We start from the raw sequence: 23,810 nt of genomic DNA, 5'->3' as shown, positions 1-23,810 counted from the left end.
GTTACCCAGCGTCGACGGAAAAGCCCGCGACCGGCCCGATCACGATGATCGCCGGAGGCTTGATCTCCTCGTCCTTGACGCGCTGAGCAACGGTCGCCAGATCGGCCCGAAGTTCACGCTGAGTGCGCAGCGTGCCCTCTTGGATGACGGTGACCGGCGTGGTTGCCGGGCGTCCACCGTCGACGAGTGCCTTCGCGAACTGATCGATGCGCTCGACCGCCATGAGCAGCACGATCGTGCCGCGCAACTTGGCCAGCGCCGACCAGTCGACCAGCGAATCCGGATGATCCGGAGCCACGTGCCCACTGACGACGACGAACTCGTGGGTGACGCCGCGGTGGGTGACCGGGATGCCTGCGGCCGACGGGACCGAGATCGCGCTCGTGATTCCGGGCACTACGGTCACCGGAACGCCGGCAGCGGCACACGCTTCGAGTTCTTCGTATCCCCGTCCGAAGACGTACGGGTCCCCGCCCTTGAGGCGGACCACGAACTTGCCTGCCTTCGCGTTGTCGATCAGCGCGGCGTTGATGGCCTCCTGAGCCATGGCACGGCCGTACGGGATCTTCGCGGCGTCGATCACCTCTACGTCCGGACCCAGTTCGGCGAGCAACTCCGGCGGAGCCAATCGGTCGGCCACGACGACGTCGGCGCGGGCGAGCAAACGGCGTCCGCGCACGGTGATCAGATCGGGATCACCGGGGCCACCACCGACGAGAGCAACACCCGCAGCGGCAGGCTCGGCCGTATCGGCGAGCACGCCCGACTGAAGACCTTCGACGACGGCGGTGCGGACCGCTGCCGAACGACGGTGATCGCCGCCCGCCAGAATTCCGATGCTCATACCGTCGTACTCGGCGCTGGCGGGAGTGACGGCGGTGCCGTGCTTCGCGTTGTCGGCGCGCACGCAGAAGATGTGGCGACGCTCCGCTTCGGCGACGATCGCCGCATTGGTTTCCGGCTCGTCGGTCGAGGCGATGGCGTACCACGCACCTTCGAGGTCGCCGTCGGCGTACGGACGCTCTTCGACCGTGATCTGACCGGCAGTGGCCATACCTTCGACGGCTGGAGTGAACGCGCGACTGATGACGTGAACGCGGGCACCAGAGGCGACCAGCAGTCCGAGTCGGCGCTGAGCCACAGTGCCGCCACCGAACACGACCACGCGTCGATCGGTCAGGTTGAGGCCGACCAGGTAGTTGGTCTCGTCTGCGGTGGACTCGCTCACTCGCACTCCGTTTCGTTGTCAGAATTGGTCAAGCTGGAGGGAACTTTACGGGCCGCGGCCACGGTCACTCCATCCCTGGCAGTCTTGGCCAGCACAAGTCGGCCGCCCCCGGACGCGAGGATCGCAGCCGCTTCCGCGACGCTTGCCGTTCCGACGGCGTTCTCGACGCGAGGCGATGGTGACGGAACTTGAACTCGCGCAAGTACGTCCGGGGCGAAACTCACAATCGGGACGTTCAGTTCATGGGCCGCTGTCAGAAGAGCCGAAGACTCAGCTTTTGCCGCCACAGTGGCGAGTACCACGATCTTCCCTTGCGCCGCGGGCACAGCCTTCACCGCAGCGACGATGTCCTTCGCGGTGACACTCGTCGTGAATCCCACGCCTATACAGAGGTCATCGCCGTGCGGCATCGACGAACTTCGCGATCGATTCGGGCTGCCCCACCGGATGAGTGTGGAGATACGACGCGTGGACGCCACCGCGAACAAACCCTTCGCGGACACTGCCGCCGTCCCAGGGCCGCCACCCCCACGCACTTCCGCAACCGTCCGCGTCTGCCGAGACGAGAGACGTTCGGTGGAACTCGTGACCGGTGACGCGGGAGCCTGCGCCGAAGAGGCTGGAGTCGCTGATCGCGACTGCTTCGCGATACCCGAGGGTCAGGCGTTTCCCGAACGTCGCATCCACTCCGACCACACCGGCCATGCTGTGACCGTCCAAGCTGCGAGCGAGGTAGAGCAGACCGGCACACTCTGCATGGATCGGTGCACCGCCGTCCGCCAGATCGCGAACCTGCTGCAGCAGTACGGTATTGGCCGCAAGGTCTACCGCGTGTTCTTCCGGGAAGCCACCGGGAAGGACCAGAGCGGCAGTTCCCGCAGGAAGCTCGTCCCGCAACGGGTCGAACACCTGCACGTCCGCGCCGGCAGCAGTCAACAGCTCCCGGTGCTCGGCGTAGCCGAAGGTGAAGGCCGGGCCACCCGCCATGGCAACCACAGGCCGAGACTCTGCGTGTGCGCCGACCTCGGCAACCGGATCCCATGCAGCTGCACTCACGTTCGAGGCGGCGAGTGCGCGAACAGCACCCAGATCGACGTGCGAGGCAATCAAATCGGACATCGCGTCCACTGCGGCCACAGCGGCGGCGCCGTGCTCGGCCGCCGGAATCAGGCCGAGATGCCGGGAGGGAACTTCGAGTTCCGTCAACCGTGGCACAACCCCGAGCACTGCGACGCCGACCTTGTCGCACGCATGACGCAACACCTGCTCGTGACGAGCGCTCCCGACGCGATTGAGAATGACGCCGCCGATGCGCACACCTGCGTCGTAGGTCGCGAAGCCGTGGAGTACGGCGGCCAGACTCTGACTGTGCCCACGGGCGTCGATCACGAGGACTACCGGCGAACCGAGGATCGACGCGACCTGCGCCGTCGATCCCTCCGCCGACGGCTGCGAGTTTGCCTCGTCGATCTTCCCGTCGAACAGACCCATGACGCCTTCGACCACGGCGATGTCGCAACCAGCGGTTCCATGCCGGTAGAGCGGTCCGATGCGATCCGGGCCCACCAGAACAGTGTCGAGGTTGCGTCCGGGCCGCCCTGCCGCGAGTCCGTGATAACCCGGGTCGATGTAGTCCGGCCCCACCTTGAAGGGTGCAACGCTGCTACCGGACCGTCGCAGCGCGCCGATCAATCCCGTTGCCACCGTGGTCTTTCCGCTACCCGAGGCAGGAGCGGCGATCACCACGGCCGGAGTGGAAGGACTTACCATTCGATGCCCCGTTGGCCCTTTCGGCCGGCATCCATCGGGTGCTTGATCTTGGTCATCTCGGTCACGAGGTCGGCGGCGTCGATCAACGCCTGCGGGGCGTCGCGTCCCGTGATGACAACGTGCTGGTTGCCCGGACGATCGCGCAGTGTCTGCACGACCTCGTCGACGTCGACCCAGCCCCACTTGAGCGGATAGGTGAACTCGTCGAGGACATAGAATCGATGTTCCTCGCTCGCAAGCCTTCTCGCGATCTCCTGCCAACCCTCCGCAGCGGCAGCAGCATGATCTTCCTCGCTACCGGCCTTGCGTGTCCATGACCAACCTTCGCCCATCTTGTGCCACTGCACCGGCCCACCGACGCCGGTTTCGTCGTGCAGGTTTCCGAGCGCGCGGAACGCGGCTTCCTCTCCGACCTTCCACTTGGCACTCTTCACGAACTGGAACACGCCGATGTCGAACCCCTGATTCCAGGCACGCAGCGCCATGCCGAAAGCGGCGGTGGACTTACCCTTTCCCGGGCCGGTGTGCACGGCAAGTACCGGCGCGTTACGACGCTGACGCGTGGTCAGACCGTCGTCGGGAACTGTCTCGGGAACACCCTTGGGCATCGTGAACTCCTGAGCTGGGATCTAGGCTGCGGCGCGGACGACACCCGCGACCTGCTGCGCTGACAATTCGGCGAGGCGGACGTATCCGCCACGTAGTTCTCGCGCCAACTCGGCCGCCAGCCCCAGACGCACGAGGCCGGTCTCGCAGTCGACGACGATGGACGCGACGGACGCGTCGGCGAGAAGATGCGCGGCGACGCGGGCGCGGTGCAGCGCGTCCTTGCCGCCGGTTGCCCGGCCGTCGGTGAGTGTGACGACGAGGGCGCGACGCTGCGGGTCACGAAGTCGTTCACGCAGAACCACTTCGCGAGCACGCAGGAATCCCTCTGCGAGTGGGGATTTGCCGCCGGTACGCATCGACTGCAAGCGACGGACAGCGATGTCCACTGAAGATGTCGGCGGCAGTACGAGCTCCGCTTCACGACCACGGACGGTGATGACGGCGACCTTGTCGCGGCGCTGATAGGCGTCGCGGAGCAACGAGACAACCGCACCGGTGACCGCGGAGAGGCGGTCGCGTGCTGCCATCGACCCCGACGCGTCGACAACGAAGACGATCAGATTGCCTTCTCGCCCTTCACGTATCGCGCCGCGGAGGTCAGCCGGTGCCAGCCGCAACCGTCCAGCAGTGCGACCACGGGCAACTTGAGACTCGGCTGCGGCAAAGACCGTGCTCGTCAGATGCAATCCGTGCCCACGCTCCCGCGTGGACCGCACAACTCGTCCACGGGACGACATGGACCGCGAGCGTCGTCCCGGTGCACCTTCACCGACTCCCGGAACTTCGAGGAGCTTGGCCTTGAATTCGCCGGCCGGTGGAGCCGAGGGACGATCGGTGGCGCGCACTCCCCCACCAGGTCCGTCAGGGTCGTCCGGGCCGTCGTCGTCCGGGCCGTCGTCGTCCGGCCCTTCGTCTCCGGGACCGCCGTCATCGGAGCCGCCATCTTCCGGGCCACGGTCTTCGTGATTTTCGGGAGGTTCGGGCTCTCCGTCGCGCGCGTCGTCCTCTACCTGCGACTGAGCATCCTGATCGGCCTGCTCGAGCGCATCGTCCAACTGCTGCTGATCCAAGCCGGGCTCGTCGAACGGATCGCGGCGGCGGCGATGCGGCAGCGTCAGTTCCGCCGCTACTCGTACGTCCTCCGCAGTGACTTCACTGTCGCCACGCCAGGCAGCGTGGGCCGTCGCGGTGCGCGCCAGCACCAAGTCCGCGCGCATACCGTCGACGTCGAACGACGCACACAGCGAGGCGATACGACGCAGTTCGCGGTTGCTCAGCTCGACCGAGTCCAATTTCTCACGCGCCGTGAGGATTTCGGACGCCAACTCCTCATCGGCGGATACGTACCGAGCGACAAATGCCTCGGGGTCACGCTCGTAGTCGAGTCGGCGACGCACCACTTCCATGCGAATGTCGACGTCGCGGGACGCGGCGACGTCGACAGCCAGACCGAAACGGTCCAGAAGTTGCGGACGCAGTTCTCCCTCTTCGGGATTCATCGTGCCGACGAGTACGAACTTGGCCGGATGCGAATGGGAGATGCCGTCACGCTCGATGTGAACCCGACCCATCGCCGCGGCGTCGAGAAGCACGTCGACCAGGTGGTCGTGAAGCAGATTCACCTCGTCGACGTACAGAACACCCTGGTGAGCGGCGGCGAGCAGTCCAGGTTGGAATGCGCGCTCACCGTCACGCAGAACCTTCTCCAAGTCGATCGAACCGATCACCCGGTCTTCGGTGGCGCCCACGGGCAGTTCGACCAAGCGGGCCGGTCGTGTCGTTCCGGCGTCGTCGACCGCGGGCAGCAGCGCAGTCAGCGCGCGCACGACCGTCGACTTGGCAGTTCCCTTCTCACCGCGAACCAGGACCCCGCCGATCCCTGGATGCACCGCACACAGGATCAGCGCCAATCGCAATTGATCCTGGCCTACCACAGCACTGAACGGAAAGCCCGCCACTGGTCGATCTTCTTCACTTCGCACGTCGATATCCCTCCACCTCTCGGTTTCCTCGCCGAGAATTTGGCTGCACTCGAATGTCGCGGCAACCTGGCTGAGATCTCCCGGTTTATCGGTAGAGGAGAGATCTTTCACAGTGGCGGGACCGCGCCTGGATCGAACAGGACTTCCCCGCGAACATTCGGTATCGAAAAAACCCTAGTCGGCTCGCTTTCCCACGAGCCGACCAGGGTCAATTCTCCGACAAACTAGCTGACGGCCACGAAAGGCTCTCCCCCACCACGACGCATCGGGGTGTGCGGGATGCCGTCTTCGATGAACTCTTCGCCGTCAGCCTTGAATCCGTGCTTGGCGTACATCTCGACCAAGTAGGTCTGGGCGTTGATCCGGCACGGCGCTTCGCCGACCTCGGCCAGTGCGGCCTGCAGGAGGCGGGTCGTGTGGCCCTGGCCGCGAGCCTGACGCGACGTGCACAGGCGTCCGATTCGGAAGCTCTTGTTTCCGTCGTCGTGCTCTTCGAGCAGCCGGAGCGTGCACACCACCTGGCCGTCCTGCTCGAGCCAGAAGTGGCGTGTTTCCGTCAGCAGGTCCCGCCCGTCCAACTCGGGATACGGGCAAGCCTGCTCGACGACAAAGACCTCCACTCGAAGCTTCAACAACTCGTAGAACGTCTTGTTGTCGAGATCGAGTGCCCATGAACGCTTCAAAGCTGCTGTTGCCGTCATGGGTTGGACTATCACACAGTCGCGGCGGTATCCGCGACCGGAGCCGATTCGGAAGCACCGGCGGAATCGAGCTCGAGAACCTTCGAGGACCAATCCCAGACCTGGTTGAACAGGCCTTCGTTGTCGGTGAGCTTGACGCCGATGGACGGAACCATCTCGCGGAGCTTGCCCTTCCAACCCTGGAACTCGGTCGGGAAGCAGCGCTCGAGTACGTCCAGCATCGCCGGGACGGCCGTGGACGCACCGGGCGAAGCACCGAGCAGGCCGGCGATGGAACCGTCCTCAGCGGCGACCACAGCGGTACCGAATTCGAGGACACCACCCTTGCCCTTGGCACGGCGGATCACCTGGACGCGCTGGCCCGCGGTGATGAGTTCCCAGTCCTGGGCCTGCGCCTTGGGCGCGAACTCACGCAGATCCCAGATGCGACCGGCTTCGTTCTTGGCAAGCTCGCTGACCAGGTACTTGACCAGGCCGAGCTCGCTGACACCGACACCGAGCATCGAGAGGATGTTGTTCGGCTTGACCGAGCCGGGCAGGTCCGTGACGCGACCCTGCTTGAGGAACTTCGGCGACCAACCAGCGTAGGGACCGAACAGCAGACCCGGCTTGTTGCCGATGACACGGGTGTCCAGGTGAGGCACCGACATGGGCGGGGCGCCGACGGCAGCCTTGCCGTAGACCTTGGCGCTGTGCTGGTCGATGAGTTCGGGGTTGGTGCATCGCAGGAAGGCACCGCTGACGGGGAAGCCACCGAAGCCCTTGGCTTCCTTGATGCCCGACTTCTGCAGCAGGTGCAGGGCGCCGCCACCGGCACCGACGAACACGAAGCGCGAGCGAACGGTGCGCTTTTCACCGGTGCGACGGTTGGTGACCTTGACGGTCCAGGACTTGTCCGAGTTCTGGGTCAGGTTGGTGACCTCGTGGCCGAAGTACATCTTGCCGCCGGTCTTGCCGATGTAGCCGATGAGCTGCTTGGTGAGCGCTCCGAAATCGACGTCGGTGCCGTCCTGGCTCCAGTTCAGAGCGATGGGATCGGAGAAGTCGCGTCCCTTGGCCATGAGCGGCAAACGCTTGCTGAACTCGGCCGGATCGTCGATGTACTCCATACCGCGGAAGAGCGTGTGGCCGGCAAGTGCGTCGTAACGAGCACGGAGGTACTTGGCGTTGGCCTCACCGTGAACGAAGCTCACGTGCGCGATGGGGTTGATGAATTCCTTGGGCTGTGTCAGGACGCCCTGCTCTACCGCGTGTGCCCAGAACTGGCGTGACACCTGGAACTGCTCGTTGACGTTGACGGCCTTCTTGATGTCGACCGTGCCGTCCGAGTTCTCAGGTGTGTAATTGAGCTCACACAGGGCTGAGTGACCGGTTCCCGCGTTGTTCCAGGGGTCGCTGCTCTCGGCTGCGACGGCATCGAGCCGCTCGAAGGTCGAGATCGACCAATCGGGCTGCAGCTGGCGCAGCAATGCACCCAGCGTGGCGCTCATGATGCCTGCGCCCACGAGCACTACATCCGTCTTCGTCTCTACCGCGTTCTGATTCGACACTGGAGAATCGACTTCCTTGTCATTAGCCGTGCGCGCATCCGCCTGCTGTGTTACGCCGAATAGGTTACCCGTGCGTACACGCGCGGTTCACCACCCCCAATTGTGCTCTACAACGCGCACTCGAAACGACGATTAGATTGTGATTTGTGACTACTTGGGTTCCAGACGTCCTCGGTGACGGATATCAGCAGCTGACGATCCCGCTCGGAACGGATCCGGACGGCGAAGGCGAGGTGGACGCAACACTGGTCCGCTACCAACCGCAGAAGGAGGCGGTGAAGACACACCGTGCCGTTTTGTACGTGCACGGTTTCACCGATTACTTCTTCCAGAAGCACCTCGCCGAGCACTTTGCCGAGCAGGGTTACGCCTTCTTCGCACTCGACCTGCGTAAGTGCGGCCGCTCCCTCAAACCGGGGCACACAGCTCATTACGTCTCCGACCTTGCGCTCTACGACGCCGAACTGAACGAAGCGCTGCGCATCGTCCGCAGCGAGACCGAGGGCAGCGAGGTGCTGCTCATGGCGCACTCCACCGGCGGTCTGATCGTTCCGCTCTGGCTGAACCGTTTGCAGCGCAAGCCCGGTGGCAGCGACGGCGCCGGAATCTGCGGGCTGGTACTCAACAGCCCCTGGTTCGACCTTCAGGGTCCCTCAGTGGTGCGCAACGTCGGTACTACGGCGATCGATGCGCTCGGACGGGTATCGGCGAAGACGGTGATCCCGGGAACTGGGCTACCGACTTACGGTTCCAGTCTTCATGTTTCGGCCAACGGCGTCTGGGATTACAACCTCGACTGGAAGCCACTGGCAGGCTGCCCCGTTACCTTCGGCTGGATGCGGGCCGTCCGAGCGGGTCACGCAAAACTTCACCGCGGCCTAGACATCGGAGTGCCCGCGCTGATTCTGCGCTCGAAGAAGTCGCAGTTCGCGAAGGCGTACAACCCGAGCGTCGACCTCGCCGATTCCGTGCTCGACGTCAAGCAGATCGCACGTTGGGCCGGTTGCCTCGGCGATCGCACCACCATCGTCCCGATCGACGGCGCCCGTCACGACGTGTTCCTTTCGACCGAGAAGCCCTTGGCCACAGCCTTTTCCGAACTCGACCTGTGGTTGGAGTGGCTCGACGGCCACCTCACCCCGGCCGCAGAAAGTTCGGCAAGCACAGCAAGCAACACACAGGAGATCGCGCAGTGACGCACTACGACCTTGCAATCATCGGCAGCGGATCCGGAAACTCGCTGCCCGACGAGCGGTTCGACGGCAAGAAGATCGCAATCCTCGAAGAGGGCACCTTCGGCGGAACGTGCCTCAATGTCGGGTGTATCCCGACCAAGATGTTCGTCTACGCCGCCGAGGTGGCACGCACCGTCACCACTGCCGAGAAGTACGGCGTCGACGCCACTCTCGACGGCGTTCGTTGGTCCGACATCGTCAAGCGCGTCTTCGGCCGCATCGATCCCATTTCTGCAGGTGGTGAGCGGTACCGCAGCGAAGACAGTCCCAACACCACCGTCTACCGCGGCCACGCCACGTTCACCGGCGACAAGACGATCGACACCGGAACCGGCGAGACGATCACCGCTGACCAGGTGGTCATCGCAGCCGGTTCGCGTCCGATCATCCCGGACGAGATCGCGTCGAGTGGTGTGAAGTACTACACCAACGAAGACATCATGCGACTGCCCGAACTTCCCGAGCACCTCGTGATCGTCGGCTCCGGATTCATCGCAACCGAGTTCGCACACGTGTTCTCCGCGTTGGGTTCTCGCGTGTCGATCATCGGTCGCAGCCAGCGACTGCTGCGGCACCTCGACGACGAGATCTCCGAGCGCTTCACCGAGTTGGCCGAACAGAAGTGGGACGTCCATCTGGGCGCCCCCCTCACGTCGGTACGCGGCGACGGCGACAACATCGCCGTCGAACTGGCAAACGGCACAGTCGTTTCCGGTGACGTTCTCCTCGTCGCGGTCGGTCGTCAGCCGAACGGTGACCTACTCGGTCTCGACAAGGCCGGCGTCGAACTCGACGACAAGGGCTCGATCGTGGTCGACGAATACCAACGCACCACCGCCGAGGGCGTCTTCGCACTCGGTGACGTCTCCTCGCCGTACCAGCTCAAGCACGTCGCCAACCATGAAGCGCGCGTTGTTCAACACAACCTGCTCCAGGACGCGTGGAAGGACACGTCCGGGCTTCGCAGCACCGATCACCGCTTCGTGCCGGCAGCCGTGTTCACCGACCCGCAGATCGCCGACGTCGGAATGACGGAGAAGCAGGCTCGCGACGCCGGACTCGACATCACGGTCAAGGTGCAGGCTTACGGCGACGTCGCGTACGGCTGGGCGATGGAGGATCAGGAGGGCATCTGCAAGGTGATCGCCGAGCGCGGCACCGGACGCATCCTCGGTGCCCACGTCATGGGCACTCAGGCTCCGACCGTCATCCAGCCGCTCATTCAGGCGATGAGCTTCGGTTTGTCGGCTCAGGACATGGCGCGTGGCCAGTACTGGATCCACCCGGCCCTGGCCGAAGTGGTCGAGAACGCGTTGCTCGGCCTCGACATCTGAGCCCCGCCGCCCCAATGACGCCGAAAAGGCGGGCACTCCTCGCAATGGGAATGCCCGCCTTTTCGTAGGTCAGAGTTTCACCAGGGGCTGGTACGCAGCACGATCTCGGTTGCGAGTTCGGCCGGTGCCGACTTGACGACGTCGTCGACACCCGGAAGTTCCGTCACGCGGAAGTCGGAGTACACGAAACGACCGCTGGCGTCGGCGATGGCCCGACCTCCACTGCCCACGACTACGGTGGTCGGAACCTCGACCGGCGGAACGCCGGCAATATCGCTGGCCGACGGATGTCCACGGTCCACGGCGATCAAACTCGCGAAGCGGCCGAACTGACGTGCAGCCAACAGCCACGCGAGATCGGCGCCCTCCCGGTGACCGACCAGGTTCACCCAGGCGATGTTCAACTCGTCCAGAAGTACCACTGCCGAGGTCTCGTCGAGATTCTCGATCGATTCCACCGCGACGGTCCGCAGATCCGAATGGTGCAGTCGCTCACACACATCGTCGTACAAGTCGACGGGGTCGCCCTTGCCCGGGAGCAGGAGTACCGCATGCTTGCTGACCGGCCCGTCGATCCGAACGGTGCACGAACCACTGCCCACCGCTACTCGAGTCAATTCCATGTCTGGAAACGGTACGCGATCCACACAGTGGAGGACCCTGGAGTCGACAGAAGTATGACCACTCATACATTCTCACCACCGCCGGCGAGTCCGATTTGTTCGCTCTGTACCGCCTCCACTCGGAGCGAAAGTGGCTTTCGGCGCATCTGAGGCGACGGACGTACCGTTCGCTCGAAAGTGGGGGTGGGCCGAACTCCAGTGGGGCGCGGCTCTAGGTACCGGACGGCTTGGGGAGCCTCGTCATTCCGTAGACGTGATCAGCGCGCACCGTGAGGATCTGTCGACGCTCCGCAACCATCGCTTCGCGGTACTCCTCCCAATCAGGATGCTCCTGACCGCTGATGTCCCGGTACAGCTCGACCAGGGCGTCCGACACTTCATCGTGAGGATCGGCCGCGACGGGTGTCACCACGGCAAGTCCTTCGATCACGGCGTAGCTCCAGAAGTCGGGCGCGCTGACGTGAAGGGAAACCCGCGGATCGCGGATCGCATTTTTACTCTTGGCGCGATCGGCCGTGACGGACACGGAAGCCGTCTTCGACTCGTCATCCCAGCGGTAAATGATGTTGGACAACTGTGGGCGGCCGTCACGCTTTACGGTTGCCAGCACACCTTGTTTTCCCTCGGCCACGAGTGCGAACAACGCGTCGTCGGTGTCTGTGTCATTGCTCATGTCTGCACCAACGACGCCGTGCGGCCGGTTTGTTCCGGAGGCAGTCCAGTTCGAAGATCGCGGACCGCAATCGCGCGATGTCTCTTCCCCCGATGGACGACAGCGGACAAAGATGGTCGACATGGCAACTTCTCGCGACATCCTCCGGCTGACTGCGTTCAGTTCGGATCCGGCCGGCGGTAATCCGGCCGGCGTAGTGCTCGACGCGCGTGGACTCGACGACTCCGAATTACAATCTGTTGCAGCCGAATTCGGGTATGCCGAGACGGCGTTCCTCATCGAACCGGTACTCGGAGGCAACCCGCGCCACAGCCGGATCCGGTACTTCTCCCCTATCGCCGAAGTACCGTTCTGCGGTCATGCCACTATTGCGACGGCCATCGCTCTCACCGAGCGAGACGGTGACGGAACCTTCACATTCGAAACACCGATCGGACCGGTATCCATCGACACGGCGACCGACGAGGACGGAACGTCCACCGCGACCTTCACCAGCGTCGAACCATCGGTCTCGCCGATCGATCATGCTGTACTGACAGCACTGCTCGGGCTCATCGGCGTCGATTCGTCTGCGCTCGACGCGCGGTATCCCGCAATGCTCTCGTACGCCGGCAACACGCACCCGATTGTCGTACTTCGTGATCAGGCGGCCTTCGACGAGTTCACCTTCGATCCATCCGCAATGCGAACTCTGATGGACGCGCAGGGGTGGGCGGGCACGGTGACGATCCTGCATCCCCTCGACGACAACACCTTCGAAGCTCGAAATCTGTTTCCGGTGGGAAACATCGTCGAGGATCCCGCGACCGGGTCCGCAGCGGCGTCGACCGGCGGTTACCTGCGCAAACTCGAACCCGCGGCCACTCCGCGGCGGATCACCATCCACCAGGGCCGACACGTCGGGCGACCCAGCGTTCTCGCGGTCGAGATCCCGGTCGACGGCGGTATCGCGGTCACCGGCACCGCCGTGCCCGTCGTCGACGGGCAATAGTCAACCTCAGCGATGAGTTTCTCCCCGCCGGCGGGTCTATTCACCAGAGCGACGTCACAAGACCATCGCATCGAGCCGGGAGAACACCATGTCTGCAATCACGTCAACCGCACACAGCCTCCACGTCACCAAGCCACGTGCCGTACTCGGCGCCACGGTAATTGCTCTCGTCGTCAATCTGATCCTGTGGTTGATCGGCCTCGCATTGGGCGGATCCTTCGAGATGACAGATCAGGGAAAGCCGGCGAGCGTCGCGCCTGGTGGGGTCATCACATTGACGGTGGTGCCACTGCTGGTCGGTTTGTCGGTCGCAATGTTGATCTCACTGAAGTGGGAGCCGATCATCCGCATCGCCCAGATCGTGGGTGCAGTCGTGGCGCTCGGCACCATCGCTTTGACCATTGCCGCGGACTTCGACGCCGCCAGCACGGTCACGCTCGCGCTGATGCACGTGGTTGTCGCCGCGAGCGTGGTCGTCGCGCTCGAGGCCGTACGTCGGTCTCCGTCGAACTAGACCGCGGTGGGCGGCGCGGAATACGTCTCGACAATCTCGGCTGCCACGTCACGCAACTTGGTGTTCGTGGTCTGAGACTGCTTGCGCAGCATGTGAAATGCGGTGTCGGCGTCGATCCGATGGATGGCCATCAGCATGCCTTTGGCCTGTTCTATCGGCGCCCGAGTCTCGAGCGCGCGTTGCAAGGCGTCAGCTACCGCCTTGGCAGATTTGAAACGGGAGAAGTCTCCGATCGCGCGTGAGACTGTTGTCGTGAGAATCTCCATGACTTCCGCGTCGACGCTGTCGAAGGCCGCTGGGGCACGTCCGTACAAGTTGAACGAACCGAGTCGCTGATCCGGCGTGAAGAGCGGCGCCGCGAGAAAGGACTTGATCCCTTCGTCCTTCGCGGCCGCCGCGAACCGCGGCCAGCGATCTGCGCTGGTCTCGGCATCAACGACTACGGTTTCACCGGTTCGAGCCGCGTGCAGACATGGTCCGTCGCCGGCGTCGTATTGCTCGATGTCGACGCGCAGGGTCCGCGAATCGGTGTGAACGGCGGTGTAGGTCTGCCCGGCAAGATCGATGGTGACGCCGATGCTGTCGGCGCCGTCGATGGCGTCGTTCGCGATTTCGACGGCGCGCTGGAGCAGAACCACGAGTTCGTCCTCGTCGCCGATACTTCCCCCGAGCGCTGCCAGCAACTCTCTGACCGCACGTGCCGTCAGCCGAGTTTCCGCAGCCTCGACGGCGACGTCAGCACCCGTTGCCGTCGCATCGTCCGGCAGTACCGACGGCACCGAATCCTCGGTTCTCGGGTCGAAGCCTCTGGGGTCGAAAGCGGTATCCACGACGAAGCATTCTTCCAGTTTCACGGGCACCAAGGAGAGTGAGTTCGGTGACAGAACCCGGCAAACCGCCGAGTCGTCATCGCCATCGATCGAGTGCGACACCGAGATTCCGCCTCGCCCGAGTGTGCTGGCCACGAACCGCGTCCGGACTCAGTTCCAGGACAACAGCGATCTCCGGATACGTCATGCCCTCCACTTCTCGCAAGACCCAGGCAGCACGCTGACGCAGTGGCAGGCGATCGAGTTCGGATTCCAGGGCATCGAGAAATGCTGTGCCGCAGACTTCTTCGCTCGGATCACGCAAACGGGGATCAGCTTCTTCCCGGAGTTCGTCCATATCGGCGGCGCAGGAGCCGACTTTTCGATAGAAATCCGAGATCTTGCGAGAACAGATCGCGAACAACCAGGTCTTGGTGCTCGAGCGCCGCTGAAACCCCGGAAGTTGGCGCCACGCAGCGACGCAGGTTTCCTGGACGATGTCGTCGACGTCACTCTCGCTCGCGAGCAGTCGACGGGCAAATCGATACAAGTGCGGGCCGTATCGACGGACGATGACGTCGAAGGCCGCGTGATCGCCGAGCATTGCCGAGTCGACCAGCACCTCGTCACTGAAGTCGGTCAGCAAGCCGTCGAATTGATCTGTCACCGCGCACACTCCTACTAGGGAGCCGTCGCGGGAGTGAGGCCTGGCTATTCTACCGCGTCCACGTCGACACCCGCGGGAGCGCTCTCAGGCTTCGAGTGCGGAAGCAATGACGGGGAGCCCGATAGGCGCCCCACCGTTGATCAGTTTCTCGAGTAGATCCTGATCGAGGTGCTGCTCGACGAGATCAGCGAGAAGGTCGAGTTGTTGTTCTCGCACCGCGGCAACCGCGGTGTCGGGTGCAGCAACAAAACCGGGAACCGCGAGCTCACGCAGCAGACTGCGCCGAAAGTCGTCACTTTCCAGGAGACCGTGCCAGTGTGTCCCTCGAACAGGCCCTCGCACACTGCCTTCCGGCATACCGCTCGAGTCCGCCAGCAATGGGTGGTCCCCGTTGCGCACGACGCGTCCGTGATGAATCTCGTACCCGGACACCGAGATACCGTCTGCCGTACCGGTCATCTGCGCCAGCACCTTGTCCGGAGCGAACTCGACATCGAGGTCCAGCAGACCCAGTCCCGCGGTGGTCCCTGATCCTGATTCGACGTCGTCGACGATGGAATTACCCAGCATCTGGTAACCGCCGCAGATTCCCAGGACTGCTTGCCCGCGACCTGCTCGCGCGACGATCTCGTCGGCCAGGCCGGTACTTCGCAACCACTCGAGGTCACTTACGGTGGACTTACTACCGGGGATCACCACGAGGTCCGCGTCGCGAATTCGCGACGGATCGGTCACCCACGAAACTGCCACGCCCGGTTCACATGCCAGTGCCTCGACGTCCGTGGAGTTGGAGATGCGCGGGAGCCGAACCGCAGCAACGGTGAGCCAGGCCGAACCGACGGGTGGGCCCGGGCGCCCTACCGGGGCATTGCCGGTGACGCCAAGCGAATCCTCGGCGTCGAGCCAAAGATCGTCGGCAAACGGGATCACTCCGAGAGTGGGTCGACCGGTGAGGCTGCGCAGTTGTTCCAGTCCGGGTTCCAACAGTGCAACGTCACCGCGGAATTTGTTGATCACAAATCCCGCGATCAATGCCTGGTCGCTGGGCGAGAGCACAGCAACGGTCCCGAACAGATGGGCCAGGACGCCGCCGCGATCGATGTCACCGACGACGACGACCGGAATCCGCGCAGCCTCAGCCAATCCCATGTTGGCAAGATCCGTTGCGCGCAAGTTGATTTCGGCCGGTGAACCGGCGCCTTCACAGATCACGACGTCGAACTCGGATCGAAGCGATTCGAGATCTTCGGCCACGACGGCGCGAAGCCACTGCCGATGCTGCATGTAGTCGCGAGCACCCACTGTGGTCATCGCCTTGCCCCGAACAACCAATTGCGACGTGCGGTCACTTCCAGGCTTGAGCAGCACCGGATTGAATCGAACACTCGGCTCCAGACCGCATGCACGCGCCTGAAGTGCCTGCGCACGGCCGATCTCTCCGCCGTCCAGCGTGACCACGGAGTTGTTCGACATGTTCTGCGCCTTGAACGGCGCCACTCGGACGCCTCGACGCGCCAACATGCGACACAATCCGGCCACAAGAACGCTCTTGCCTGCGTCGGAAGTAGTGCCGGCTACCAGCAGAGCGCCGCGCATCTCCGAACTCAAGGCAGGGTGAGAATCTCTGCACCGGTCTCGGTGACCACCAAGGTGTGCTCGAACTGCGCCGTCCACTTACGGTCCTTGGTGACGACGGTCCAACCGTCCTCCCAGATCTCGTAGTCGATACCACCGAGGTTGATCATCGGTTCGATCGTGAAGACCATGCCCGGTTCGATGATCGTCTCGACCGCGGGCTCGTCGTAGTGCAGGATCACGAGGCCGTTGTGGAAGGTCTCGCCGATTCCGTGTCCGGTGAAGTCCCGGACGACGCCGTACCCGAACCGATGGGCGTAGGACTCGATGACACGTCCGATCACGTTGAGCGCGCGGCCGGGCTTGACGGCTTTGATGGCCCGCATCGTTGCCTCGTGTGTGCGCTCGACGAGCAAGCGGTTCTCTTCGGACACGTCACCGGCGAGGAATGTCGCATTGGTGTCGCCGTGTACCCCGTTGATGTACGCGGTGACGTCGATATTGACGATGTCGCCGTCCTGGATCACAGTCGAGTCGGGGATTCCGTGGCAGATCACCTCGTTGAGAGACGTGCAGCACGACTTGGGAAAGCTCTTGTAGCCCAACGTCGACGGGTATGCACCGTGGTCGAGCATGAACTCGTGTGCGATGCGGTCGAGTTCGTCGGTCGTGACACCGGGAGCGACAGCCTTGCCGGCTTCCTGCAGCGCGCCTGCAGCGATCTTGCTGGCGATGCGCATCGCCTCGATCGTTTCCGGCGTCTGAACCCAGGGCTCGTTGCCCTCTTTGGCGGTCGGCTTCCACGCGTACTCGGGCCGCTCGATCTTCGAGGGCACAGCGAGGACGGGAGAGACGGTTCCAGGGACCAATGGGGTACGCACAGACATGCAGAACAGCCTAGACCTCGCGTCGCGCGTCAGCCGGATGCACTCCAGTTCCGGAAAACCGGGTCGACGAGAATTCTGACGAGGGTCGACATCGTCTGTCCGAATTCCTCGAAGAGCACGTCGCGAGATTCGAAGGTGCCCAGATCGCGGTCGACGAATTCGGAGAAGTCCAAGCAATCACACGAAACAGACTTGCCCCAACTGATCGGAGCGCGTCCGATCGCGTCGAACAGTGTCTCCTCGCCGGTATTCGTGAACGGTTCGAGCGCTGAGACCACCGCAGGTGAAACGATCTCGGAGACGTCCTGCCAGCGTCCGTCGACCAGAAATTCCGGCCACGCCAGCAGCACTGACTTCGGAATCACTGCATGTAGACGCCGAAATCTTGGGTACCAGAACTCCCCACGAAGTACGAGACCGCGAACTCGGGTGGCGATACCTCGGCGGCGAGCCAACGCTTCGACGATAGCCAGTCTCTGACTGCAGGATCCGCGCTCTCGACTCAATGTCACCGAGACGGGTTGCCGGTCGTCGAGGCCGTACACCGGCCGAATATTTGCAGCGACGCTGCGATGCGCCGACACCAGGAACTCCTGCACCGACTGGATCGCACCTTCTGCAATGTCCTCGTAGAGGCGGGCCACGTCGTCGTGGCCCCAGTCGAGGATCGGAGTTGCGGCCACATCGCCACCCGACGCGTCGTGGCGGATGTCACCTTTGCGGATTCCACCGAGCAGTACGCACGTCATGTCTCAACCGTAGTGCGCGACCGGAATCGGTGGAGCCTGACAGAATCCCAACCGTGAAGAAATGGCTGTTGTTGATCACCGCGATCCTCACCGAGGTCTCTGCGACGCTGTCGTTGCGCGCCGCCCTCGATCACCCGGCTTGGTACATCGTGGTCGTCGGCGGATATCTCGCAGCATTCACCGCCTTGTCGTTCGTCCTGCGGGAGGGCATGGGACTCGGTGTTGCATACGGAATCTGGGGCGCAACCGGAGTTGTCCTGACCGCAGTATTCGCAACGGCCCTTTTCGGAGATCCTCTGACGGCCACCATGGGCGTCGGGATTGCACTGGTCATCGGCGGAGTGCTGTGCGTCGAACTCGGCTCTCAGGCTGCCGCCGACAGCGGGCCGGCGGACCCAGCATGACCTTCGTATTTCTGATCGCTGCAATTATTTCCGAGGTCACCGCGACGTTGTCACTACGGATGGCGTCGCAGGACGGCAGCGACAAACGATGGCTCGCGGTTGTCACCGTGGGGTATCTCGCCGCTTTCGCCTTCCTGACCCTCGCGCTCGACGCGGGCCTCACCATCGGCGTCGCATACGGAATCTGGACCGCATGTGGAGTGGCGTTGACGGCAATCGCATCCCGCATTCTCTTTCGCGAACCGCTGACCAGGCTCATGATGGTCGGGATCGGCCTCATCGCGGCAGGCGTGCTTCTCATCGAACTCGGTGCGAGTCACTGATCGCTGCACACATCAGTGTAAGGTTTACCTAACTTTGCTCTGGAGGTAGTCCACGGTGCTGATCCCTGCCCTTCGTGAAATCGCCGACGGTCCACAGCTGGACGACGATTCCCACTTACGGGAATCCGACCGCCACACTCCGATGGCGCGCGCCGTCCCGGCGCCGTTCCAACTCACGACGTACATCGTCGAGACCGACCACATCACCCGGTGGCCAGAGCACGCTCACGTCGAGCACGAACTGATCTGGTCCGACCGCGGTGTCGTCAACATGATCATCGACAATCAACTCTGGACCGTCACGCCCGGCGTCGGCCTGTGGATCCCCCGCGGGGTCCTCCACGAAGGTCAGGCAAATCCCCACGTCGCATTCCGCGCCACGCTCTTCACCCCCGAGCTGTGGACTCCCGCCTGGAACGAACCGTGCATCGTGACACTGAGTGAGGCAGCCCGGGCACTGCTGATACACCTCGCCCACACCGGAATGCCTGCAGAACAACGCCTTCGGGCACAGCAGGTTTGTGTCGATCTCCTCACCCCGGCATCGGCACCTCACTTCGACGTACCGATCCCCCGAGATCCGCGGCTACGGATGCTCGTCGACAAAGTGCTGTCGGATCCCGCCGACGATCGATCACTCGATCAGTGGGCTCACGTTCTCAATCTCAGCCGACGTACGGTCACCCGGATTTTTGCCGCGGAACTCGCCTTGAGCTTTGCGCAGTGGCGCACTCTGGTTCGTATGAGCACGGCCCTCGGCATGCTCGGGACCGGAATGAGTGTGAACGCCGTCAGCCGCCGTGTCGGTTACGGGACGTCGAGTTCCTTCATCGCCGCTTTTCGCAAGACGGTCGGCTACACCCCCGGCAATGCGCTCGCCGCTGTCAACTGACTCGAGCCTGACCTGTTGTCGACATCGGCTGGCCCCTTCGCTACACGCACGCGCCCTACATTCACTTAGGTAAGCCTGCTCTCACGTGCGTACTGCGCTGAGTCGTGCAAGCACTTCCCTGATCAATCCCGAGGAGTTTCGCGTGTTCAGATCTGCCCGTCAGAGAATTCGTCCCCAGCGGAGGCGACGAATCGTTGTTGCGCTCATGCTGGCGGCGGCACTGCCTCTGACCGCCTGCACACAGTCGTCATCGGACGCCCAGGAAAACAATTCATCGGCATCCGCCGTCGAGGACGGCGCCTATCCCGTGACGATCAAGCACGCTTTCGGCGGGACCACCATCGACAAGGAGCCGACACGGATCCTCACCCTCGATTCCGCAGCGGCAGACACGGTCATCGCCCTGGGTGTCACTCCGATCGCGATGCAGAAGGACTCTTGGGCCGGCGACGCCGACGGGTTCCTGCCGTGGACCCGCGCCGAACTCGAAAAGTCGGGCCAGACGCTGCCCACGCCTGCGCCGTACTACTCCGACAGCGGCGAGCTACTGTTCGAGCAGATTCTCAATGCCGCGCCTGATCTGATTCTTGCCCCGTACTCGGGCTTCTCCGAGCAGGATTACCAGCGCCTGAGCTCGATCGCCCCGACCCTCCCGTACGACACCAAGCCGTATCAGCCCAGCTCGTGGCAAAACCTCGCCACCGATGTCGGCAAGGCACTCGGGCGTCCCGCTCAAACCGCGGCGCTGATCAAGTCGGTTGAGGAATCGGTCCAGGAATCGAAGGCGAGTCATCCCGAATTCAACGGAGTCACTTTCGCCTTCGGTTCCTACATCCGTGAAGGAGAAACCGAAACCGCCATCTACGGTCCGGACGATCCGCGCGTCAAGTTTGTCGAAAACCTCGGGCTCACAGTCGCTCCCGACGTGGTGAACGGCGCCAAGAACTTTGCCGGCGACTCGTTCCTTTTCGGCATCAGTATGGAAAAGCTCGACACGATCGACACCGACGTGTATCTCGGTTGGGCAAGCGATCAGTCGGAAGTCGACAGCACATTGGCCAACACTCTGTTCTCGCGGTGGCCGGTCATCGCCAACGGCAAGGACCTGTGGATCACCGACAATCGCCTGACTGCAGCGACAATGTACGTCAGCCTTCTGAGTGTTCCGTGGGCGACCGACGAACTCGTGCCACAGTTGACCGAACTGGTCGCAAAATAGCAGCCCGCTCGGTCTGATCAAGCAACTGAAGGCCACTCACCGCGAAGTGTCGCGAAAACCACGGTGTCGGTCCACTCGTTCTTGATCCACGCGTTCTGCCGAAAATGTCCCTCTCGCCTCATACCGATCCGCTGCGCGAGTCGCGCCGAGGATTCGTTTCTCGAATCCATTCGCGCGACCACGCGGCGCAATCGGGGTGTCGCGAACGCGAGGTCGATCAGAGCGGTCACTGCTTCCGTCGCGAATCCTCGGCCGCCGAACTCGGGCGAAAATGCCCACCCGAGTTCGGCGGTGTGCTCGACTTCGGCTGTGCAATCAGATTCTTCGACTCGCCAAGCACTCACGCTTCCGACAACCCGGCCCCCGTACTCGACAACAAGTGCCACCGCGCCCGATGCCAGGTCGCGGCGAGACATTCTGGTCTGCACGGCCTCTCGAGCCTCCGCGAGACTCCAGGGTTCGTTGAGCAAATACCGGCATACGTCGCTGCGCCCGTAGAAGGTGAGAAGATCCCGGTGATCGCCTGGGCGGTAGGTACGGAGCACCAGCCGGTCCGTCCGGATCACACCCGGTGCAGGCCTCATCGCCACACCTACGTCCGCCATATCCATGCCGTCACGGTAGGTTCTTTCGGATTCGTAGGCGAATGAATATCGCAATGCTGTGCAGCGCTCAATGTTTGATTTGCCCTCCGACGGGCTACTTCACCACCGTAAAAGGTCGGGACAGGGAAATATGCCAGGCTATTTCGCGCTTGAAATCTAGGGGCGGTCATGTCCGAGGATTCACTGGTAAAGCAGGGTGTGGCAAAAGGAAGCGCGCTGGGCGGAGCCGTTCTCCTCATCACAGTCGGCGTGCTCGAAATCCTCCAAGGCATCTCGGCGATATCGGAGGACGACGTGACAGTCGTCGGCCCGGAATACACGTACCAATTCGACCTCACTTCGTGGGGATGGATCCACCTCGTACTCGGTGTGCTCGTCACCGCTGTCGGAATCATGCTCTTCACCGGCGCGACGTGGGCACGGGTAGGCGCGATAGTCATCTGTTCTCTGTCGATCCTCGCGAATTTCCTGTGGCTACCCCACTCGCCGTGGTGGTCGATCATCATCATCGCGCTCGACGTATTCGTCATCTGGGCCGTCGCGACCTGGAATCCCGAGGTCATCTGAGGTCACCCGCCGAATCATCTTCGCAGTTCAGCATTTCAACTGTGCGCCAGTAGTTTCCGTCCCGGGAGGACCATCATGGCAAACGGCACGAGCGACGGACCACTCCAGGAGGACGAACGTGCCGAACTAGCCCGGTTGCGCGAAGAGGTAGCAACACTTCGCGAGCAGACTCCCAGCGCCCGCGAAACGACCGTCGAGAAAGTCTCCCGACCACCTCGACATGGGCTGCGGTGGACCGCGGTGACAATCCTGCTGGTGCTGGTCGCACTGCTCGCAGTCTTGTCGGTAACCACCCGCTTCGTACGTAGTCAGATCCTCGACACGGACCGCTACGTCAGCACGGTAGCGCCACTGGGTGAGAATCCAGCCGTGCAAGCGGAGATCACGAATCAAGTCACGGACGAGATCTTCGATCGCGTCGACGTCGAAGGGCTCACCACCGAGGCACTCACAGCATTGACGGACGTGTCGAATCTCGAAGCCAACGCCCCTCGCGTGGACCAGGCGTTGGTGGGTTTGGCACCGGTGATCGCCGGCCAGGCGAAGAGTTTCGTCCACGACACAGTGGCCTCGCTCGTTCGGACGCAGCAGTTCGAAGACCTTTGGATTCAGGCGAACCGAGCGGCGCACAACTCCCTCGTCGCCGTCATGACCGGAAACTACGGACCCGACTCGGTCGAGGTCGACCAGAGCGGAACGGTCAGCATTTCACTGAGCACGATCATCGACCGGGTGAAAACGGCGCTGACCGACCGCGGCTTCGCTTTCGCAGACAAAATCCCGTCCGTGGACAAGGAGTTTGTTCTCTTCCAGTCCCCCGAGCTGGTGAAGGCGCAGCGAGCCGTCTCGGCACTCGACAAGGTCTCGGCGGTGCTGCCGTGGTTGGGAATCGCTTGCGCAGCAGCCGCTGTCGCCGTTGCGCCAACCGGTCGCAGGCTTCGTACGCTGTCCCTGGTCGGTCTGTCGATTGCGTTGGGAATGCTTGTTCTTGCCATCGGAATTCTGATCGGACGTGCAATCTACCTCGACAGTGTCCCTACCGATATCCTCTCGCCAGACGCCGCCACCGCTGTCATCGACACAGTTCTGGTTCCGCTTCGGACGAGCCTTCGCGCGGTTGCGGTCCTCGGTGTGGTGGTGGGGCTCGGCGCCTACCTGATCGGTGGTTCGTCGTCGGCGATCGCCGTTCGTCGAGGCTACGGGCAGGCGTTGGACTTCGTCCGGCATTCTGCAAGCGGCCGAACGCCGAATCAGGTGGAGCGGTGGGCCAATCAGCTTCGTGTCCCACTGCGCTGTGCCATCATCGGCATCGCCGCACTGTTGCTGCTCTTCTGGCGCTACCCCACCGGATTGGTCGTTGGTTGGATCGTCGTCATTGCGCTCGTTGCTCTCGTCGCACTGGAAGTATTGGTTCGTCCCGCACGCGCCGCCGCGCAGGACGCCGCGCCTGACGACGGCGGAACCGACGACGCCAGGCCCGGGGCAGAAGATACGAAAACTACGCCAGCGCCTTTGCCTTGATGGCCTGGAATTCCTCTTCGTTGATCGCGCCTGAGTCGAGAAGCTCTCTGGCGTCGGCGATCTGCTGAGTCGGCGATTTCCCGGCGACCTTTCGAATGTAATCACTCTGCGCGTGTATGTGCTCTTGAGCGGCTTCCATCGACCGCCTCGTCATTCCGTCATTCTTGACGACCACGTAGATCATCGCGGACAGGAATGGAATGACGAAGAGGAATATCATCCACAACGCCTTGGCCCAGCCCGAAGTCTCGTGATCACGGAACAAGTCGGTGATGATCGAGAACAACACGCTCAAGTACGCCACAAAGGCAAAGCAGACGAAGATGAACCAGAAGAATTCCCAGAAGCCTTCCATGTCAACGCTCCCTGTACTCGGTTTTAC

General features: G+C 63.0%; 26 protein-coding genes. 10 read left to right on the top strand and 16 right to left on the bottom strand.

The annotated features are described in order from the left end of the window. Position 1 precedes the first annotated feature (1 nt). The 7 genes from cobA to mqo form a co-directional block, all read right to left on the bottom strand. Positions 2-1,228, bottom strand: a complete 1,227-nt coding sequence (gene cobA, locus BH682_RS12335; protein ID WP_007735001.1) for a uroporphyrinogen-III C-methyltransferase — start codon at positions 1,226-1,228, stop codon at positions 2-4. Then, a complete protein-coding gene (locus BH682_RS12330) occupies positions 1,225-1,608 on the bottom strand; it encodes a cobalamin biosynthesis protein (RefSeq protein WP_003942729.1) in 384 nt (127 codons plus the stop codon). Before BH682_RS12330 ends, cobA begins: the two co-directional genes overlap by 4 nt. 13 nt (positions 1,609-1,621) lie before the next feature. Next, positions 1,622-2,998 carry a cobyrinate a,c-diamide synthase gene (locus tag BH682_RS12325; RefSeq protein WP_075832994.1) on the bottom strand — a complete coding sequence of 459 codons (1,377 nt, stop codon included), beginning with the start codon at positions 2,996-2,998 and terminating at the stop codon, positions 1,622-1,624. Further along, positions 2,992-3,606 carry a cob(I)yrinic acid a,c-diamide adenosyltransferase gene (gene cobO, locus BH682_RS12320; protein WP_003942784.1) on the bottom strand — a complete coding sequence of 205 codons (615 nt, stop codon included), beginning with the start codon at positions 3,604-3,606 and terminating at the stop codon, positions 2,992-2,994. The genes BH682_RS12325 and cobO overlap by 7 nt, the downstream gene beginning before the upstream one ends. 21 nt (positions 3,607-3,627) lie before the next feature. Then, the gene (locus BH682_RS12315) at positions 3,628-5,589 is read right to left on the bottom strand and encodes a magnesium chelatase subunit D family protein (RefSeq protein WP_050656494.1); all 1,962 of its coding nucleotides are present in this window, start codon (positions 5,587-5,589) and stop codon (positions 3,628-3,630) included. 224 nt (positions 5,590-5,813) lie between these two features. Continuing rightward, positions 5,814-6,290: a GNAT family N-acetyltransferase gene (locus BH682_RS12310; RefSeq protein ID WP_003942808.1), complete on the bottom strand. Its 477-nt coding sequence runs from the start codon at positions 6,288-6,290 to the stop codon at positions 5,814-5,816. Positions 6,291-6,301: 11 nt separating this feature from the next. After that, positions 6,302-7,840: a malate dehydrogenase (quinone) gene (gene mqo / locus BH682_RS12305; protein WP_003942820.1), complete on the bottom strand. Its 1,539-nt coding sequence runs from the start codon at positions 7,838-7,840 to the stop codon at positions 6,302-6,304. A 146-nt stretch (positions 7,841-7,986) separates the two neighbouring features. On the opposite strand from mqo, the gene BH682_RS12300 reads away from it, so the two are divergent. Further along, entirely contained in the window at positions 7,987-9,036 is a 1,050-nt protein-coding gene (locus BH682_RS12300) for an alpha/beta hydrolase (protein ID WP_003942674.1), read from the top strand. Further along, positions 9,033-10,409, top strand: coding sequence for a mycothione reductase (mtr, locus tag BH682_RS12295; protein ID WP_064112710.1), 1,377 nt, complete (start codon positions 9,033-9,035; stop codon positions 10,407-10,409). Before BH682_RS12300 ends, mtr begins: the two co-directional genes overlap by 4 nt. Positions 10,410-10,486: 77 nt before the next feature. On the opposite strand, the gene BH682_RS12290 is transcribed toward mtr, so the two are convergent. Together BH682_RS12290 and BH682_RS12285 are read right to left on the bottom strand one after the other, a co-directional pair. Further along, on the bottom strand, positions 10,487-11,032 hold the full coding sequence (locus tag BH682_RS12290; protein ID WP_003942671.1) for an alpha/beta fold hydrolase: 546 nt from the start codon (positions 11,030-11,032) through the stop codon (positions 10,487-10,489). A 211-nt stretch (positions 11,033-11,243) separates the two neighbouring features. Then, positions 11,244-11,705 (bottom strand): PPOX class F420-dependent oxidoreductase, encoded by a 462-nt coding sequence (locus BH682_RS12285; protein ID WP_042925813.1) that lies wholly within the window; start codon positions 11,703-11,705, stop codon positions 11,244-11,246. A 121-nt stretch (positions 11,706-11,826) separates the two neighbouring features. Between BH682_RS12285 and BH682_RS12280 the strand changes: the two genes are divergently transcribed. Beyond that, complete coding sequence (locus tag BH682_RS12280; protein ID WP_223304444.1) at positions 11,827-12,696, top strand: PhzF family phenazine biosynthesis protein; 870 nt, start codon at positions 11,827-11,829, stop codon at positions 12,694-12,696. A gap of 88 nt (positions 12,697-12,784) precedes the next feature. Then, positions 12,785-13,210: a DUF6069 family protein gene (locus BH682_RS12275; RefSeq protein WP_075832992.1), complete on the top strand. Its 426-nt coding sequence runs from the start codon at positions 12,785-12,787 to the stop codon at positions 13,208-13,210. Here the strand turns inward: BH682_RS12275 and BH682_RS12270 are convergent. The 5 genes from BH682_RS12270 to BH682_RS12250 all read right to left on the bottom strand — a co-directional run bounded on the left by BH682_RS12270 (position 13,207) and on the right by BH682_RS12250 (position 17,897). Next, on the bottom strand, positions 13,207-14,040 hold the full coding sequence (locus BH682_RS12270) for a GAF and ANTAR domain-containing protein (RefSeq protein WP_075835258.1): 834 nt from the start codon (positions 14,038-14,040) through the stop codon (positions 13,207-13,209). The two genes, BH682_RS12275 and BH682_RS12270, sit on opposite strands and share 4 nt — an antisense overlap. Positions 14,041-14,116: 76 nt before the next feature. Further along, positions 14,117-14,686, bottom strand: coding sequence for an RNA polymerase sigma factor (locus BH682_RS12265; protein WP_075832990.1), 570 nt, complete (start codon positions 14,684-14,686; stop codon positions 14,117-14,119). A gap of 84 nt (positions 14,687-14,770) precedes the next feature. After that, positions 14,771-16,282, bottom strand: a complete 1,512-nt coding sequence (locus BH682_RS12260) for a cobyric acid synthase (RefSeq protein WP_003942774.1) — start codon at positions 16,280-16,282, stop codon at positions 14,771-14,773. 8 nt (positions 16,283-16,290) lie between these two features. After that, the gene (gene map, locus BH682_RS12255) at positions 16,291-17,148 is read right to left on the bottom strand and encodes a type I methionyl aminopeptidase (protein WP_007734970.1); all 858 of its coding nucleotides are present in this window, start codon (positions 17,146-17,148) and stop codon (positions 16,291-16,293) included. A gap of 29 nt (positions 17,149-17,177) precedes the next feature. Further along, complete coding sequence (locus tag BH682_RS12250; protein ID WP_075832989.1) at positions 17,178-17,897, bottom strand: transglutaminase domain-containing protein; 720 nt, start codon at positions 17,895-17,897, stop codon at positions 17,178-17,180. A gap of 53 nt (positions 17,898-17,950) precedes the next feature. Here BH682_RS12250 and BH682_RS12245 point away from each other — a divergent pair, with 53 nt between their 5' ends. From BH682_RS12245 to BH682_RS12230, 4 genes are all read left to right on the top strand, one after another. After that, a complete protein-coding gene (locus BH682_RS12245; protein ID WP_003942817.1) occupies positions 17,951-18,301 on the top strand; it encodes a DMT family transporter in 351 nt (116 codons plus the stop codon). Beyond that, positions 18,298-18,624 (top strand): DMT family transporter, encoded by a 327-nt coding sequence (locus BH682_RS12240; protein WP_003942819.1) that lies wholly within the window; start codon positions 18,298-18,300, stop codon positions 18,622-18,624. The genes BH682_RS12245 and BH682_RS12240 overlap by 4 nt, the downstream gene beginning before the upstream one ends. A 55-nt stretch (positions 18,625-18,679) precedes the next feature. Next, positions 18,680-19,516, top strand: a complete 837-nt coding sequence (locus BH682_RS12235) for a helix-turn-helix transcriptional regulator (protein ID WP_030535637.1) — start codon at positions 18,680-18,682, stop codon at positions 19,514-19,516. A gap of 142 nt (positions 19,517-19,658) precedes the next feature. After that, entirely contained in the window at positions 19,659-20,735 is a 1,077-nt protein-coding gene (locus BH682_RS12230; RefSeq protein WP_223304443.1) for an iron-siderophore ABC transporter substrate-binding protein, read from the top strand. Between the two features lie 17 nt (positions 20,736-20,752). Here BH682_RS12230 and BH682_RS12225 read toward each other — a convergent pair whose 3' ends face one another. Then, complete coding sequence (locus BH682_RS12225; protein ID WP_050656477.1) at positions 20,753-21,346, bottom strand: GNAT family N-acetyltransferase; 594 nt, start codon at positions 21,344-21,346, stop codon at positions 20,753-20,755. A 162-nt stretch (positions 21,347-21,508) separates the two neighbouring features. On the opposite strand from BH682_RS12225, the gene BH682_RS12220 reads away from it, so the two are divergent. Beyond that, on the top strand, positions 21,509-21,907 hold the full coding sequence (locus BH682_RS12220) for a DUF7144 family membrane protein (RefSeq protein ID WP_007734954.1): 399 nt from the start codon (positions 21,509-21,511) through the stop codon (positions 21,905-21,907). A gap of 75 nt (positions 21,908-21,982) precedes the next feature. Then, complete coding sequence (locus BH682_RS12215; RefSeq protein WP_054825512.1) at positions 21,983-23,428, top strand: hypothetical protein; 1,446 nt, start codon at positions 21,983-21,985, stop codon at positions 23,426-23,428. Here the strand turns inward: BH682_RS12215 and BH682_RS12210 are convergent. Further along, on the bottom strand, positions 23,406-23,783 hold the full coding sequence (locus tag BH682_RS12210; protein ID WP_007734948.1) for an SHOCT domain-containing protein: 378 nt from the start codon (positions 23,781-23,783) through the stop codon (positions 23,406-23,408). The two genes, BH682_RS12215 and BH682_RS12210, sit on opposite strands and share 23 nt — an antisense overlap. Positions 23,784-23,810 lie beyond the last annotated feature (27 nt).

Source organism: Rhodococcus sp. YL-1, from assembly GCF_001942025.1.
Lineage (GTDB): Bacteria > Actinomycetota > Actinomycetes > Mycobacteriales > Mycobacteriaceae > Rhodococcus_F > Rhodococcus_F qingshengii.
The sequence above is the reverse complement of the archived record's forward strand: the minus strand, read 5'-3'. Positions and strand labels throughout refer to the sequence as shown.

What these genes read in the sequence shown, in the direction of transcription:
- BH682_RS12220 (WP_007734954.1), top strand. Translation starts at nt 21,509, where the DNA reads ATGTCCGAGGATTCACTGGTAAAGCAGGGTGTGGCAAAAGGAAGCGCG.
- BH682_RS12325 (WP_075832994.1), bottom strand. Translation starts at nt 2,998, where the DNA reads ATGGTAAGTCCTTCCACTCCGGCCGTGGTGATCGCCGCTCCTGCCTCG.
- BH682_RS12280 (WP_223304444.1), top strand. Translation starts at nt 11,827, where the DNA reads ATGGCAACTTCTCGCGACATCCTCCGGCTGACTGCGTTCAGTTCGGAT.
- BH682_RS12250 (WP_075832989.1), bottom strand. Translation starts at nt 17,897, where the DNA reads ATGACGTGCGTACTGCTCGGTGGAATCCGCAAAGGTGACATCCGCCAC.
- map (WP_007734970.1), bottom strand. Translation starts at nt 17,148, where the DNA reads ATGTCTGTGCGTACCCCATTGGTCCCTGGAACCGTCTCTCCCGTCCTC.
- BH682_RS12290 (WP_003942671.1), bottom strand. Translation starts at nt 11,032, where the DNA reads ATGGAATTGACTCGAGTAGCGGTGGGCAGTGGTTCGTGCACCGTTCGG.
- BH682_RS12275 (WP_075832992.1), top strand. Translation starts at nt 12,785, where the DNA reads ATGTCTGCAATCACGTCAACCGCACACAGCCTCCACGTCACCAAGCCA.
- BH682_RS12225 (WP_050656477.1), bottom strand. Translation starts at nt 21,346, where the DNA reads ATGGATATGGCGGACGTAGGTGTGGCGATGAGGCCTGCACCGGGTGTG.
- cobO (WP_003942784.1), bottom strand. Translation starts at nt 3,606, where the DNA reads ATGCCCAAGGGTGTTCCCGAGACAGTTCCCGACGACGGTCTGACCACG.
- BH682_RS12240 (WP_003942819.1), top strand. Translation starts at nt 18,298, where the DNA reads ATGACCTTCGTATTTCTGATCGCTGCAATTATTTCCGAGGTCACCGCG.
- BH682_RS12210 (WP_007734948.1), bottom strand. Translation starts at nt 23,783, where the DNA reads ATGGAAGGCTTCTGGGAATTCTTCTGGTTCATCTTCGTCTGCTTTGCC.
- BH682_RS12285 (WP_042925813.1), bottom strand. Translation starts at nt 11,705, where the DNA reads ATGAGCAATGACACAGACACCGACGACGCGTTGTTCGCACTCGTGGCC.
- BH682_RS12215 (WP_054825512.1), top strand. Translation starts at nt 21,983, where the DNA reads ATGGCAAACGGCACGAGCGACGGACCACTCCAGGAGGACGAACGTGCC.
- BH682_RS12260 (WP_003942774.1), bottom strand. Translation starts at nt 16,282, where the DNA reads ATGCGCGGCGCTCTGCTGGTAGCCGGCACTACTTCCGACGCAGGCAAG.
- BH682_RS12310 (WP_003942808.1), bottom strand. Translation starts at nt 6,290, where the DNA reads ATGACGGCAACAGCAGCTTTGAAGCGTTCATGGGCACTCGATCTCGAC.